General features: G+C 65.8%; 11 protein-coding genes. 5 read left to right on the top strand and 6 right to left on the bottom strand.

Annotation, left to right across the window (positions count from 1 at the left end):
* Positions 1-162: 162 nt before the first annotated feature.
* Together ACYQ00_RS11375 and ACYQ00_RS11370 are read left to right on the top strand one after the other, a co-directional pair.
* The gene (locus tag ACYQ00_RS11375; RefSeq protein ID WP_460032228.1) at positions 163-1,977 is read left to right on the top strand and encodes a protein-disulfide reductase DsbD family protein; all 1,815 of its coding nucleotides are present in this window, start codon (positions 163-165) and stop codon (positions 1,975-1,977) included.
* A 19-nt stretch (positions 1,978-1,996) separates the two neighbouring features.
* Positions 1,997-3,211, top strand: a complete 1,215-nt coding sequence (locus tag ACYQ00_RS11370) for a bifunctional nucleoside/nucleotide kinase/histidine phosphatase family protein (protein WP_460032227.1) — start codon at positions 1,997-1,999, stop codon at positions 3,209-3,211.
* Here the strand turns inward: ACYQ00_RS11370 and ACYQ00_RS11365 are convergent.
* Positions 3,168-4,136 (bottom strand): hypothetical protein, encoded by a 969-nt coding sequence (locus ACYQ00_RS11365; RefSeq protein WP_460032226.1) that lies wholly within the window; start codon positions 4,134-4,136, stop codon positions 3,168-3,170. The genes ACYQ00_RS11370 and ACYQ00_RS11365 overlap by 44 nt on opposite strands.
* A gap of 401 nt (positions 4,137-4,537) precedes the next feature.
* Between ACYQ00_RS11365 and ACYQ00_RS11360 the strand changes: the two genes are divergently transcribed.
* Positions 4,538-6,187 carry a methyl-accepting chemotaxis protein gene (locus ACYQ00_RS11360; protein WP_460032225.1) on the top strand — a complete coding sequence of 550 codons (1,650 nt, stop codon included), beginning with the start codon at positions 4,538-4,540 and terminating at the stop codon, positions 6,185-6,187.
* A gap of 32 nt (positions 6,188-6,219) precedes the next feature.
* Here ACYQ00_RS11360 and ACYQ00_RS11355 read toward each other — a convergent pair whose 3' ends face one another.
* The 3 genes from ACYQ00_RS11355 to ACYQ00_RS11345 form a co-directional block, all read right to left on the bottom strand.
* Positions 6,220-6,921 carry a response regulator gene (locus tag ACYQ00_RS11355; RefSeq protein WP_460032224.1) on the bottom strand — a complete coding sequence of 234 codons (702 nt, stop codon included), beginning with the start codon at positions 6,919-6,921 and terminating at the stop codon, positions 6,220-6,222.
* On the bottom strand, positions 6,918-8,051 hold the full coding sequence (locus ACYQ00_RS11350) for a sensor histidine kinase (protein ID WP_460032223.1): 1,134 nt from the start codon (positions 8,049-8,051) through the stop codon (positions 6,918-6,920). Before ACYQ00_RS11350 ends, ACYQ00_RS11355 begins: the two co-directional genes overlap by 4 nt.
* A gap of 123 nt (positions 8,052-8,174) precedes the next feature.
* Positions 8,175-9,815 carry a glutamate synthase-related protein gene (locus ACYQ00_RS11345; protein WP_460032222.1) on the bottom strand — a complete coding sequence of 547 codons (1,641 nt, stop codon included), beginning with the start codon at positions 9,813-9,815 and terminating at the stop codon, positions 8,175-8,177.
* 204 nt (positions 9,816-10,019) lie between these two features.
* Here ACYQ00_RS11345 and ACYQ00_RS11340 point away from each other — a divergent pair, with 204 nt between their 5' ends.
* Complete coding sequence (locus ACYQ00_RS11340; protein WP_460032221.1) at positions 10,020-10,667, top strand: hypothetical protein; 648 nt, start codon at positions 10,020-10,022, stop codon at positions 10,665-10,667.
* On the top strand, positions 10,658-11,656 hold the full coding sequence (locus tag ACYQ00_RS11335; RefSeq protein ID WP_460032220.1) for a rod shape-determining protein: 999 nt from the start codon (positions 10,658-10,660) through the stop codon (positions 11,654-11,656). The genes ACYQ00_RS11340 and ACYQ00_RS11335 overlap by 10 nt, the downstream gene beginning before the upstream one ends.
* An 81-nt stretch (positions 11,657-11,737) precedes the next feature.
* Here ACYQ00_RS11335 and ACYQ00_RS11330 read toward each other — a convergent pair whose 3' ends face one another.
* Together ACYQ00_RS11330 and nadC are read right to left on the bottom strand one after the other, a co-directional pair.
* The gene (locus tag ACYQ00_RS11330; protein ID WP_460032219.1) at positions 11,738-12,781 is read right to left on the bottom strand and encodes a quinolinate synthase; all 1,044 of its coding nucleotides are present in this window, start codon (positions 12,779-12,781) and stop codon (positions 11,738-11,740) included.
* A gap of 21 nt (positions 12,782-12,802) precedes the next feature.
* Positions 12,803-13,675: a carboxylating nicotinate-nucleotide diphosphorylase gene (gene nadC, locus ACYQ00_RS11325; protein WP_460032218.1), complete on the bottom strand. Its 873-nt coding sequence runs from the start codon at positions 13,673-13,675 to the stop codon at positions 12,803-12,805.
* Between the last annotated feature and the right edge of the window lie 106 nt (positions 13,676-13,781).

Below are 13,781 nucleotides of genomic sequence, written 5' to 3'. Positions count from 1 at the left end.
GGATGCATGATCGCACCCATTCGTACCCCGGTTTCCTGTTGTGTGTCCCCAGGCGGTTATGCCTCCAGGTTGTTCAAGCCTCTTCTGGTTATGGTGGCCTTGCTCCTGTGCGGGCTGGCCCCCGGGATTTCTGGCTCCCCCGGATTTCCCGGGACGCCCGGAATGGCACACGCTCAGGCGCAATCCCCTGAAGATGCCCTGCCCCATTCCCTGGAATGGCAGCTGGCTGCCAAGGAGGATGGCAGCCTCGTGGCCGTATTGTGGATCATCCCTGGCGAAGGGTTGTATACATACAGCCACACCCCCGGCCTCATGGGCCAGCCCACCACCTTTGTTCCAGTTGCGGAGGTGGAGCCTCCGGTTGTTGCGGCCGTGCAGTATCCCCCTGGCGAGGCCAAGCCAGATGCGTTTGACCCAACCGTGATGGTCCAGGTGTATCACGAGCCGACCCCGGTGTTTCTGGAGCTGGGCCCCGCGAACTTTCCCCTGGAGATTCGCGGCGAACTGCGGATGCTCTTCTGCTCCAGCACCAGCTGCACGCCGGTGCGCGAGGCGGTGCAGCACCGCTGGGACACCCGGCCCGAGAACCTGGCCTCGCTTGCGGCCGAACCCCTGGCCGCGGCCTATGCCGCCGCCCAGGCGGAAACCCTTCGAGCCGCCGAAGACGACGCGGTCGATCCCCTACAGGGGATGGACGAAGAGCACGGGCAGGAGGCAGACGAGGCGCCCGATGCGGGGCTCTATGCCTTTACGCCCACCTACTTTCTCCCGGGGCTGGAGGTGCAGGGCCTGGGCGAGGCGCTGCTCCTGGCCTTTCTGGCCGGTCTGCTGCTGAACGCCATGCCCTGCGTTCTGCCGGTGGTCAGCCTCAAGTGCTCGGCCCTGCTGACGGTTTCCAGTCATGAAGACAGGGCCCATCAGGAATCCCGGTTCCGGGAGCACTCCATCTGGTTTGCAGTTGGTATTTTCTGTTATTTTATGGTGCTGGGAGCAATTTTTGGCGCGGCCGGCCTGGCCTGGGGCGAACTGTTCCAAAAGCCGGCCCTGGTGCTGGGCCTGGCCGTGGTGCTGTTTCTCCTGGGCCTGTCCCTCTTCGGGGTCTTTGATCTGCCCATGATCGATCTCAAAGGGGCCACGGCCACCAACAATCCCCGGCTGCAGGCCTTCAGCACCGGGCTCCTGGCCACGCTGCTGGCCACTCCCTGCAGCGGGCCCCTGCTGGGCGGGGTGCTGGCCTGGACCCTGAGCCGCTCTCCAACCATCATCCTTCCGGTATTCCTGGCCATTGGCCTGGGCATGAGCTTGCCCTACCTGCTCATGGCCCGCTGGCCCAGCCTGGTGCGTCGGCTGCCCAAGCCCGGGGCCTGGACCCTGCACCTGGAGCGTGGCGCGGGCTTTCTGCTCATGGCCACCACCATCTATCTGGTGCAGATCCTGCCGGAATCCCTGCTTCTGCCGGCCCTGATCAGCCTGTGGGTGGCCGGGCTGGGAGCCTGGATGTGGGGGCAGTGGACGTCGCTTTCCCAGTCTGCAGGGCGGCGCTGGAGCATCCGCAGTGCGGCTGTGCTGCTGGTGGCCGGGGCGCTGGTCTGGGCGTTGCAGCCGGTGGCCCAGAACCGGCTCTGGGAACCCTTCGACCCTGCCCGGTTCCAGTCGTTGCTGGGCCAACAGGCCATGCTGGTGGATTTCACGGCCGACTGGTGCCCCAACTGCAAGGTGCTGGAACGAACCACCCTGCGGGACAGCGTGATGCGTGCACTGCTGGAGCAGCACGACCTGATCCTCATCCGGGTGGACATGACCCGCGAGGATGCGCACCGCATGGCCCTGCTCAAGGCCCTGGGCAGCCAATCCATCCCCGTGGTGGCCGTGTTCCCTCCGGGTGAAGCCGCCATGCGGCCGGTGGTGCTGCGCGATTTGTTCACCCCAAGCCAACTGACGGAAGTGCTTGACGAAACCCTCGGCCAGGCGCGCTGAGGCGCAAGGCAGGACCGGCATGAGCGGCCCCGAAAAGCTGTATATCGTCCTCATGGGCCTGCCAGCCACGGGCAAGTCCGTGCTGGCCCGCAAGCTTCAGGAGACGCTGGCCGGCGATGGCCGGGCCATCCGCATCTTCAACAATGGCGACGTGCGCCGCCGCCTTTTTCCCCGCAACACTTCCTTTGCGGAGTTCTACAATCCGGACAACCGCCAGTACTCGGCCCTGCGCGATGAAATCGCCCTCATCAACATTTATGAGGCCAAGAACTGGTTGCTGGAGGGCGGGGAAATCGCCGTGCTGGACGCCACCAACGTCAGCCGCGGCCGGCGGGCCAAGATTGAGTCCCACCTGCACGAGCATCCCATTCTGTACATCGAAACCGTCAACAACGATCCCGAACTCTACGCCTACTCCATCGACCGCAAGACCCGGCTGCCGGAGTTCGCGCACCTCTCCTACGCGGAGGCCCGCCAGAGCTTCGAGGACCGCATCACCTACTACCGCAAGCTGTACACGCCCCTGAACGACGAGCGGAATCATCTGGTCCTGGACACGCTGAACAACCGCGTCCTCAAGGAACATATTCTGGACCGCATTCCGCATTACTTTCAGATTCGCGACCTGCTGGTGGCTGACTGGGTCAAGGGGCTGTATCTGGTCCGGCATGGCGAAACCGTCTGGAATGCCGAGCAGCGCATTGGCGGCAACCCCCTGCTCAACGAATGCGGCCACGCCCAGGCCCGGGCCATGGCCGAGCGGTTCAAGGATCTGCCCCTGGGCTTTGTATTCACCAGCTCCAAGGAGCGCACCATCCAGATGGCCCGGCCGCTCCTGGAGCGCAAGCCCGAGGCCCGGCATGTGGTGATCAAGGAGTTCGACGAGATTGACGCCGGGATCTGCGAAGGCATGACCTACGACGAGATGCGCCGCACCCTGCCCCAGGAATTCGCCGCCCGCAGCGCGGACAAGTACCAGTACACCTACCCTGGAGGCGAGAGCTATGCCCTCTTGCAGGCGCGCGTGGGCCGGGGGTTGAAAAAGGCGCTCTGGCTCTCCGGGGTGTCCCAAAACATCTGCATTGTGGGGCATCAGGCGGCCAACCGGGCCATACTGGCCCAGTTTTTGTTCCGTCGGCTGCAGGATGTGCCGTACATCAACATCCCGCAGGAGAAGTTCTACCACATCGTCAGTGTGCAGGAGCGGAAGGTGGTGGAGCTGCTGGCGTATTGAGCGGCGCCATGGCGCGCAGCGCAGCGCCTTGCACGGCCCAGAAGTCCCGCTGGCCGTTACGATCCAGCCAGCGCGCATATTCCGTGGCCATGCGCAGCGTCAGGTTGCCATCTTGCAACAGCTCGTTCACGCGTCCGATAACGGCTTCTCCAGTAGGCGTTTTGGAGCAGGCCACATAGGAGAGATTGCCGATGGGGGTTTCGTGCACCGGCTGGCCCTCGCGGTTCTGAGAGTACCGCACAATGGGAAAACTCTTCATGCGGCGGGGCCGGTCGGACGTTTCTCCGTTCTCCTGCATAATCTGGGTATAATAGCCGGCTTCCACGGGATGCCCGATGGCTGCTCCGACCCGACCGGCCATGAGCATGGCAAAGGGCGACGTGGCCGTGGGCACCACATACAGGCCTGGGCTTTCCGCGTGCTTCGCAAGCAGGTCATCCACCACCTCGCCATACCGTCGGCCACGGATGATGACCAGCTTGAGCTCGCCCGGGGCGCGCAGGAAGGCCTCCAGATCAAAGCCGTCCTGGGTCAGGAATGCGGCATAGAGCTTCACCTGATTGCAGGCGATCAGGACCCTGGGCGGGAGAAAACGAAGCATGGGCTCGCTGAATATGGCAAACTGCTCACGCTCCGGTGTTTTGACCAGGGACAAATGGCACAGCCCCTCGCTGTGGCGCATTTCTTCCATGCAGCGGGCAATGGGCGAGTCCTGCGTGGCGCCGAAGAGGGCCGGGTCGCGGGCGGCCAGGTCGGCCAGCAGATGATCCAGCACCCCTTGCCGTCGGAACAGGCCAGTCTGGATGAAAAATGGAGGGATGTCCTGTACGCACCAGCGCACAGGTTTCGCCAGCGCCCCCTGCGTGCCCAGCGTGCCCAGCCACAGGGCCATCGCCAGCAACGCCAGTGCGCGTATCGCAGTCATAGCCCCCCCCTCCCGTACAGCCCAGTCACAAACTATGAGTTTGTCCATGGGGGGATCATTTGCACGGATGCAGGCTTATTGCAAGTCTTTCAACGAGTTGCCGGAACTGAGCCAGCCTGAGGAAGGCGCGCCAGTTGCGAGCATGGTGTAAAAATGCACAAAATTGATCCAGATGGCAAACATATTGAAAAGACAACGCTAAAATTTCACAATTTTGTATCTGGGGTGGGAGAGGGACATTCCGTAATTGACCGAAGATCATTTGTGTACGAAAGCAGTACGGGGATGGGGCAATCCGGGAAACTCCCACATTATTCCCCGGGAATACCAGGATGAACATGACAATCAGGTTTTTGGTCGTTTGCGCGTATGGGCTGGGTCTATTGCTGATTGGCGGTGTGATGCTGGCAACCGTCTGGTGGGGGGTCGATGTCAGCGGGGCGGATGTTCGCGCGGCGCTGGGCGATGCGCTCTTTGCCGCCGGCCTTGCCGGGCTGGCTGTGGCGGCGCTTGCCGGCGTGGGGCTGAATTGGCTGCTGCGTCGGCGGGTTATTTCGCCGTTGCAGGAGCTGGCGGAATACGCCAACTCCGTGGCCAAGGGAGAACGCCCGGCCTGTGTGGCCGGAGACTTCTATCTTGGCCGGCTGGCCCAGCTGCGGACCGCCCTGTGCACCATGGTGGAAGCCCTGCACGATGCCCTGGACAAGGCTGATGCCCTGACGCACGAAGCCACCGAGCATGCCGCCAGTGCCGATACCGCCCGCAGACAGGCCCAGCGGTTGATCGTCAAGGACGAAACCCGCCGCACGGGCATGCTGGCTGCCGGCGAAACCCTGGAACAGGTGGCCGAGTCCATTTCCTCCATGGCCAGGGAGCTGAAGGGCGTGGCTGCAGACGTGGGCGACGGCGCTGCCGGCCAGCAGGTGGAAGTGGATCGCACGGCCGAAGCGGTGGCCGTCATGACCACGGCGTTTGATCATGCAGCGTCCCGGGCCCGGCAGGCTGCGGAAAGCGCTGCCGCAGCCAGGACCCAGGCGACCCGGGGGGCCGGGGTGGTGGATCAGTCCGTGGACGCCATCACCTCCGTGCGCGAGGAGGCGGAAGCCCTGGCCACCAACATGGCCCAGCTCGGCCAGCAGGCCGAGAGCATTGGCGCGGTGATGACCACCATTTCCGACATTGCCGACCAGACCAACCTGCTGGCCCTGAACGCGGCCATCGAAGCGGCCCGGGCCGGGGACGCCGGCCGCGGCTTTGCCGTGGTGGCCGACGAGGTCCGCAAGCTGGCCGAAAAAACCATGCAGGCCACCCGCGAGGTGGGCGAAGCCATTCAGGGCATCCAGCAGGGCGCGCGCACCAGCCTGAACCATGTGGACGCAGCCTCCAGGGCCGTGGACGCCGCGGCGGATCGGGCCGCGGAATCTCGCACCGCGCTTACGGATATCGTCTCCCTGGCCCAGAACGCTGCGGATCAGGTCCAGGAACTGGCCACGGTCATTGAGCAACAGGCCGGCGCCAGCGCGGACATCAGCCAGGCCGTGTCCCGCATCCACGAGATTTCCACCCGCACCACCGAAGGCATGCTCGCCGCCAGCAAGACCATCGCCGACCTGAGCCGTCAGGCTGAGGAACTCGTCACCTGCAACGGCGTGCTCCAGCTCATTGGCAAGGGCGAGGTCCAGGCCCAGCTGGAAAAGATGGCCGCCGGCATGCAGCGGCTGGAGCCGTCCCAGATGGAAGGAGCCATGCGGCAGGCCGCGGCTGCCTCGCGCTATTTTGAGCTGCTGTATGCCACGGACGCCAAAGGGGTGCAGATCACGGCAAACGTGGGCGGCACCGGGCTGACCCATCTGAACGATCCTGCCGCACGAGGCCGCAACTGGAGCAACCGCCCCTGGTTTGCCGGCCCGCTCAAATTGCAGGATACATACATTTCGCCAGTGTACGTCTCCTCGGCCACCAACTCGCCCTGCATCACCATCTCCACACCCATCTGGCGCGGCGAGATCGTGGCCGGCGTGCTGGCTGCGGATATCCGGGTGACGGTGTAGGCAAGAGCACGCCCCGGTCTGTGGCGGGTGGATCAGGATTCCAGGTCCACCACGCCCAGCCGGGCGGCATAGCGCACCAGTTCGATGGTGGTGGTCAGGCCCAGCTTACCCATGATGTTGGCCCGATGGTTGTCCACAGTCTTGCGGGAAATGAACAGCTGGGCGGCAATGTCCGAGGGGTGGACCCCTTCGGCCAGAAGGCGGAAGATCTGCTGCTCGCGCCGGGTGAGCCGGGCGTAGGGCGAGTCAGAGATCATCTCCCGACGATTCGAGAACTCCATCAGCTTTTGCAAGACCTTGGGAGAGACGGCGCTGTCCAGGTACTGCTCGTTTCGACAGACGGCGTCCAAAGCCTGGGCCAGACTTTCGGCGCTGGACTCCTTGAGCACATAGGCCCCGGCGCCGGCCCGGAAGCTCTCGGACACAAATTCTATCTTGCAGTGCATGCTGACCACCACCACCCGCAGGTCAGGGCGCAGGCGCTGCAGCTCCTTGAGCAGTTCGATGCCACTGCCGTCGGGCAGGGAAATGTCCACAATGGCGATGTCCACCAGGGGCGGCGCGATATTCTCCGACGGCATGGTGGAAACCGAGTGCTGCAGCAGGTGCAGCGCCTCGGCGCAGCTGCCGGCCTCGGCCACCACCTCGAACCGGCCGGTCTTGCGCACCAGCGAGCGCAGTCCCTCCCGAAACAGGGGATGATCATCCACAAGCAGGACGCGTCGGCACGTCATGCGGTCCTCCGTCCATTCCAGCCAGGCTTCAGGCCCGGCGCGTTCGTCAGTGGCAGTTCCACAATCACCTTGGTCCCCCTGCCGGGTGTGCTGCGCAACTGCAGGGTGCCGCCCAGCAGCCGGGCCCGTTCGTCCATGCTCCAGAGGCCCATGTGCCGGCCATCCAGGGGCGGGAGGTGCGGATCGAACCCCCGGCCGTCGTCCTCCACCCGCAAAAAAAGCGAAGGGTGCGCCGCCACCAGCTTGACCTCCACCCGCCCTGCCCCGGCATGCTGGCGGACATTGGACAAGGCTTCCTGAACGATGCGGTAGAGGTTGATCTGATGCTCGAAATCCAGGGGAACCGCATCCATCCCCTCGGCCCGGAAGGTCACAGGCAGATTGCACCGGGCCGAGACGTCCTCGCACAGTTTGAAGATCGTGCTCACCAGCCCCAGCTGGGCCAGCCCCGGCGGCATCAGGTCGTAGGCTATGCCCCGCACGGCTTCGATGGCCTGTCCGGCCGCGGCTGCCAGCGGCAGCAATTCGGCCTGCCCGGTCTGACGATCCGGCAGGGATTCCAGCCCGATCTTGAGCATGGACAGGGTCTGGGCCACGTCGTCATGCAGTTCCCGGGCAATGCGTTGCCGCTCGGCCTCCTGGGCGCGGATCAGCTCGCGGGAGAGGGCCTGCAGCCGGGCCTCGGCCCGGCGGGATTCCAGCATGCGGCCCAACTGCTCGGCCACGGCCTGGAGCAGGCGGTCTTCCTCTTCCAGAAACGGCGCCTCATCCTCGGCGGCCTGATCTGAAGGCCAACGCAGGTAGCAGAGTTCGAGCCGGCCGGCAGGTGTCCCGTGCGCCAGGATCTCCCGCGTCTGCCGCCAGGCGGTGCGTACAAAGCCGGGACTGGCCACCCCCTGCCCCTCCAGCTCCACCCGCGCCACGGCCAGTTCGGGATATCGCCAGGCCCGGCACAGCAGCCCCGCCACTTCCCATCCCAGGGCATTGAGGGGCAGCTCCGGGCGCTGGGCCAGCCGGGAGACGGCATACAGGCATTCCAGCTCCTTGACCCGTTCACGCAGGGCAAGTTCCACGGGGCTGGAGACAGGAGATGGAGATAAAGCGGCGGGCATCGCGTGTTCCGGATTCATGGCTTGGTCTGGTGCAAGGGCAAGGCCGCTGCAGGCGGGGTGCCATTGAGGCACGGCACCCCGCCGCAGGGCATGGTATCCATGGTATCAGGCTGGCGTCCAAACCGCCACTGCCGGCATGGGTCAGCCCAGCAGGACGCGACGGGCCAGCTCGTCGCCGGCTTCGGTGTACATGGGAATGCCGGTGGTCTTGGCGGTTTCCTCGTTGGCGGAGAAGAGATCCTCGCGGCTGATGGTATCCAGCCGGAACTTGCGCGCCCCGGCCATGAGCTGCTGCAGGCCAGCGCCGAGCTTGTCCGCCAGGCACCACATGGCCACCGCGCCCAAGGGAATCTCCTGCATGGCCTTGGCCCCGATCCTGGCCTGGACCTCATGATAACAGGCAAAGAGTTTTTCCGGCGTCTCGCCCAGGCTCTGGACGGTCCTGGGCAGCTGCTCCCAGTTGCCGTGCACCGCGGCCTTGCGCTCCGGCCGGAGCACCCCTTCGATGTTCGCGCCCAGGAAGCCGGGGATCATCATCGCCCGGCCCATGCACACCAGCTTGGTGAAGGGCGCGCCCAGGGCCAGGGCCTTGAAGAGATGGTCTTCCCGGGCAAAGCCGCCGGCAAAGGCCATGTCTGCCGGGGGCAGGCCATTGGCGGCCAGCAGGGCAGCGTATTCCGCGGCCTTGGCGTGCAGGGGCAGGGAGGGCACGCCCCAGGTTTCCATCATGTTCCAGGGGCTCATGCCCGTGCCGCCGCCGGCACCGTCGATGGTCAGGAGGTCGAGCTTCGCTTCCGCAGCCAGACGGATGGCCATGGCCAGGGCTTCCAGGCCATAGCAGCCGGTCTTGAGGGAGATGCGGGAAAAGCCGCAGCGGCGCAGGGAGGCCACGGCCTCCAGGAACTCGGCCCGCACAGCCTCCCAGCCGTCCTGCTCGGTAAAGCCCAGGCGGCTGTGCCGGGCAAAGCAGGTGATGGCGCCATCGGCAAAGGCCTGCTGGACCTCGGGCAGTTCCGGGTCCGGATCGACGAGGTAGCCGCGCTCCTTGAGGAACCGGGCATAGGCCAGGCTGGAGACCTTGATTTCCCCGCCAATGCTCTTGGCGCCCTGGCCCCATTTGAGCTCGATCATGACGCCGTCGCCGTGGGTGTCCACAATGTACTGGGCCACGCCGTTGCGGGCGTCTTCCACATTGAGCTGGACGATGATGGCCCCGTGGCCGTCCATGTAGCGGCGGTAAATGGCGATGCGGCGGTCCAGTTCCGGCGCTTCGGCGATACGGCCGTTTTCCAGGCGGGCGTCGCGGTCGATGCCGACAACGTTTTCCCCTACCACGATGGGCACGCCCACCAGGGCGCATCCCACGGCAAAGGAATCCCAGTAGCGGGCAGCTATGATGGTCGAGCCCAGGGCCCCGGTCATGATGGGCAGGCGGGCCGAAAGCCCGCCACCCTGGCCGAAGCGGGTCTCCAGGCTGACGTTGGTGAAGAGGCAGTGGTCCGCATTGGCCGACACACCCGCCGGCAGCCCGCGCGCGCCAAACAGCGAGCCGCGGATGCGCAGGGAGTTGTAGGAAACGCCAACGTGCTCGGTGTTGTCGCTGCCGGCGGTGATCAGGCCGAAGTCCCTGGGATAGAGCATGGCCCGGCCGCGCAGGCTGGAGAGCCAGGTTTCGCACTTGCCGGCACAGTCTGCCCGGCAGAGGGTGCACAGTCCGGATTCGCAGGCCGTACCGCGGTTGGCGGTGCCGATAACGTCGTTTTGTCTGGGCCGCATCTGCATAGTCCTTGCTCGGTGTGGGCTGGTGGGTTGTTTAAAATGACCATGTATTACTTAGGGATGCCGATGCGGTCGATAGGGAGATGCCGGAAATGGACGGGATTGTGTCCCAGGATATTCCGGGAAATCATCCCGGGAAGATGGGGCGGCGCGCCTATTCACCAGCGCCTGCGTGAGGGTGTATTGCTGGCAGACATGTACCAATCCATGCCTCACCCCATACGCCAGCACGCGTCCCAGTCAGGGCATCGCCTTCGCGTGGGCCATGCCAATGCCACTCCGGGGGCAACGGCCCGGAGCCCGCACGCCAGCCTGCCGGGTGTTTTGCCGGGTGTTTTGCCGGGTGCGCTGCCGGGCGCGCTGACCCGCCGTCTGGCCGCCCTGCTCCGCCTGAATGCCGAGGGGGCGGACCGTCTGCAGCAGGCCCCCGCGACCCGGCTGGATTCGGGGCGGATCCGCCTGGAGGTCCACTCCCCGCGCCGGCGCTGGAACGTGGCGTATCTTGATCTGAAGGAAGGCAACATCCTGCTGGCCCGGATGCAGCCGGGAAGCCTGCATGTCCGCCTGGAGGGCGAGATGCGCGGACCGGCGGCGCTCAACCTGGGAGATGCCCTGCTGGAAGGGCTCCACGGGCCAGAGGTCGCGCCCGGACGCTGCCGGCGGTTTGTGCTGGATTTCGCCTGCGTAAAACACCTGGGGGAGGACGCCTTGCAACTCGTGGCCCTGCTCTGGCAGGAACTGGCGCGCGCCGGCTGCGGCGAAGGGCTTGCCGCCGGCATCCGGGGCGGCTTGCGCCTCATGCATGGCAAACGTTTTCCCGAACTGCGCCGGGCGGCGCCTGCCTCATGTTTTTGATGCCCGGCTTGCCGCCGCGAGGAGGGGCTCCGGATCTGACACTGGATTTCGGCACCCGTCAGGTGGTCCTGTGGGAACGCGCAGCAGGTCGAATGGTTCAGGAATCCAGCATCCTGGCGCTGCAGGCCTCGGATGGCGGCCGGGTGTTGGCCGTGGGCGACCAGGCCTGGCACTATCTGGGCCGGACCCACAAAGGCATCCGGCTGGTGCGTCCCATCCAGGGCGGCGTGGTGGCGGATTTGGCTATTGCCGAACTTTTGCTCAAGGCCTTGCTGCACGGCCCGTTGCAGGGCCGGCGGCGCGGCGCGCGCATGGCCATCGCCATCGCCCTGGAAGCGTCGGACGTGGAGCGCCAGGCCCTGCTGCGTCTGGTCAGGGAGCTGGGCTACACCCGGCTGTATAGCATGCCGTCGCCCCTGGCAGCCGCCCTGGGGGCCGGACTTCCGGTGCATGAGCCGGAGGCAAGCATGGTGCTGGATCTGGGCAGCGGCTGCTGCGAGGCAGCCATCATCTCCATGGGGGCCATGGTGGTCAGCCGGACCATGCGCATGGGAGGCGACGACCTGGACGCAGCCCTGCAGCAGCAATTCCGATCCACGCGCCATCTGCACGCAGGCCTGGACGCCTGCGAGGAACTGCGGCGGGAACTCGGGTCCCTGGACTCGCTGGAGGATGCGCGGACAGGACAGCTCAAGGGCGTGGACACCCGGCGCGGCCTGCCTTGTGCGCTGGAGATCCAGGCCTCCATGCTGCGGCCCACCCTGCAGCGATATGCCGACGCCGTGGCGGACATGGCCCGCAGCGTGCTGGAGCGCTGCCCGCCGGAACTGGCCGGGGATCTCCTTGGCCGGGGCATCGTGCTTTGCGGCGGGGTGGCCCTGCAGCGCGGCCTGGCTGCCTTTCTGCAACGCACCCTGCGCCTGCCCGTGCGCATAGACGCCGACCCCATGACCACCGTGGCCCGTGGCCTGGGCCTGCTGCACACATAAGCAAGCGGGAACGCCTTTCATTCAGGCATTCCCGCTCGCAGGCTTCTGTTTCAGTCGTAAAAAAGCTGCCGTTGCAGGTTGTTACGCGCAGGCTTCCAGCATGCGGGTCAGGCTCAGTCTGGCAGGATCCATGTCACCCTCGTAGACCGTGGTGGCTGCGATCCCGCCAGTCAGCATGGCTTCCAGTGCGTCGGCCAGGCGGGCTTCGGTGGTCTTGGCCATGTTGCTGCAGCCGGAGCGGGCCAGGGGCAGGATGTGCTTTTCGCCGGCGTGGCGTCTGGTCAGGCGATCCACCAGATTGCATTCCGTGCCAATGTAGACCGTGCTGCCGGCCGGGGCCTCGGCGGCATATTTGATGAGGAACGAGGTCGAGCCCGCGGCGTCCACGGCATTGACCACCTCAGCCGCGCACTCGGGATGCACGGCGATTCTGGCCTCGGGCTGACTGCGGCGGATGGCCTCGATCTGCGAGACTTTGAAGCGGACGGCATGCACGGGACAGTTGCCCGGCCACAGCAGCAGTCTGGCGTTTCTGGCCGCGGCAAAGTCGATACGCGCGCCGCGGTCCCGGATGTCCAGCTTCAGGCGTTTGTCTGCCGGAATCCCCAGCTTGTTGGCCGTGTTGTGCCCCAGGTGCTGGTCCGGGAGGAAGAGCACCCTGCCCTGCGGGCCGGCCTTGTCCAGGGCCCACTGCAGCATGGTGGCGGCATTGGCCGAGGTGCAGACCGCCCCGCCAAAACGGCCCACCGCGGCCTTGGTGGCCACGGAGGTGTTCACGTAGGCCAGGGGGATGACCGGGCTATCCGGATGCTGCAGCCGGGCGAGCACGGCTTCCACATAGGTCGCCGGGGACATCTCGGCCATGACGCAGGCGGCTTCGGGCACGGGGTTGAAGACCTCCACCCCGGCCGGGGCCAGCAGTGCGGCGGATTCGGCCATGAAGGCCACACCGCAGAACACCACGTACCTGGCCGAGGTGCCCGGAATGGCCCGGGCCAGTTCCAGGGAGTCCCCGGTCTGATCCGCATGCCGGACCACGGCGTCTTCCTGATAATGATGGGCCAGGATGAGCAGGTCCTGGCCCAGGCGGGTCTTGATGTCGAGGATGCGTTCAGTGGGCGTCATGATGGCGTCCTTTGTGATCGATTAGCGATCGGCTGGTGCGATGTACAGGCTGAGATCGGCCACGGGCGCGGAATGCGTGAGCCGGCCAACACTGACAAAATCCGGTCCCAGGCGGGCGATATCCGCCAGGGTCTCCAGGGACACGCCGCCGCTGACCTCGCTCTCCACCGTGGGCGGAATGCAGGCCAGGGCCTGGCGCAGGGTTTCCACATCCATGTTGTCCAGCAGGCAGCGGTCCACGGCCAGGCCCACGGCCTCGCGCACGTCATCCACAGTGCGGCACTCCACCACCATGGGCGGGCAGGGATTGTAGGCGCGGCGCAGGGCCGTGACCGCAGCAGTGATGGACCCGGCGCGGTCGATGTGATTGTCCTTGGCCATGAGCATGGAGTGCAGGTCCATGCGGTGGTTCAGCGCCCCGCCCACGCGCACGGCGTATTTTTCCAGGGCCCGCAGGCCGGGCAGGGTCTTGCGGGTGTCCAGCAGGCGGGTCCTGCTGCCGGCGAGTCTGGCCACATACGTTCTGGTCAGGGTGGCCACGCCGCTGGCATGGCACAGACAGTTCAGCAGCACGCGTTCGGCGGCCAGGATGGTCCAGGCGCTGCCACGCAGCACCGCCACGGTGACCCCGGGCGTCAAATCCGCGCCCTCCTCCACAAAATACTCCGCCTCCACACCCCCCCCGGCCAGTTCCAGCACCAGCGGCGTCAGGGGCAGGCCGGCCAGACGGCAGGTATCCTTGGAACGCAAGGTGGCAGTGAGGGTTTCTGCAGCAGAAAAAATCCCGCGCGAAGTCAGGTCCGGGCCATCTTCGGCAAAGGCGGCCTCAATCATATGGCGGATCTGGGCCTGCTGCACGGGATCGGGAAACACGGCGTCCAGGGTGGGGAGCATAGGCGGCCTCGGGTGCGGTCGAGAGAATGCCATAGAGAAGCATTGTGCTCGCCACAAGGTGTTGTTAGAAGGGGGCGCGCTTGCGGACAGGCGCATGTAGTTAGGC

The organism is Megalodesulfovibrio paquesii, from assembly GCF_054653055.1.
The sequence above is the reverse complement of the archived record's forward strand: the minus strand, read 5'-3'. Positions and strand labels throughout refer to the sequence as shown.

What these genes read in the sequence shown, in the direction of transcription:
- ACYQ00_RS11375 (WP_460032228.1), top strand. Translation starts at nt 163, where the DNA reads ATGGCACACGCTCAGGCGCAATCCCCTGAAGATGCCCTGCCCCATTCC.
- ACYQ00_RS11370 (WP_460032227.1), top strand. Translation starts at nt 1,997, where the DNA reads ATGAGCGGCCCCGAAAAGCTGTATATCGTCCTCATGGGCCTGCCAGCC.
- ACYQ00_RS11365 (WP_460032226.1), bottom strand. Translation starts at nt 4,136, where the DNA reads ATGACTGCGATACGCGCACTGGCGTTGCTGGCGATGGCCCTGTGGCTG.
- ACYQ00_RS11360 (WP_460032225.1), top strand. Translation starts at nt 4,538, where the DNA reads ATGCTGGCAACCGTCTGGTGGGGGGTCGATGTCAGCGGGGCGGATGTT.
- ACYQ00_RS11355 (WP_460032224.1), bottom strand. Translation starts at nt 6,921, where the DNA reads ATGACGTGCCGACGCGTCCTGCTTGTGGATGATCATCCCCTGTTTCGG.
- ACYQ00_RS11350 (WP_460032223.1), bottom strand. Translation starts at nt 8,051, where the DNA reads ATGAATCCGGAACACGCGATGCCCGCCGCTTTATCTCCATCTCCTGTC.
- ACYQ00_RS11345 (WP_460032222.1), bottom strand. Translation starts at nt 9,815, where the DNA reads ATGCAGATGCGGCCCAGACAAAACGACGTTATCGGCACCGCCAACCGC.
- ACYQ00_RS11340 (WP_460032221.1), top strand. Translation starts at nt 10,020, where the DNA reads ATGCCTCACCCCATACGCCAGCACGCGTCCCAGTCAGGGCATCGCCTT.
- ACYQ00_RS11335 (WP_460032220.1), top strand. Translation starts at nt 10,658, where the DNA reads ATGTTTTTGATGCCCGGCTTGCCGCCGCGAGGAGGGGCTCCGGATCTG.
- ACYQ00_RS11330 (WP_460032219.1), bottom strand. Translation starts at nt 12,781, where the DNA reads ATGACGCCCACTGAACGCATCCTCGACATCAAGACCCGCCTGGGCCAG.
- nadC (WP_460032218.1), bottom strand. Translation starts at nt 13,675, where the DNA reads ATGCTCCCCACCCTGGACGCCGTGTTTCCCGATCCCGTGCAGCAGGCC.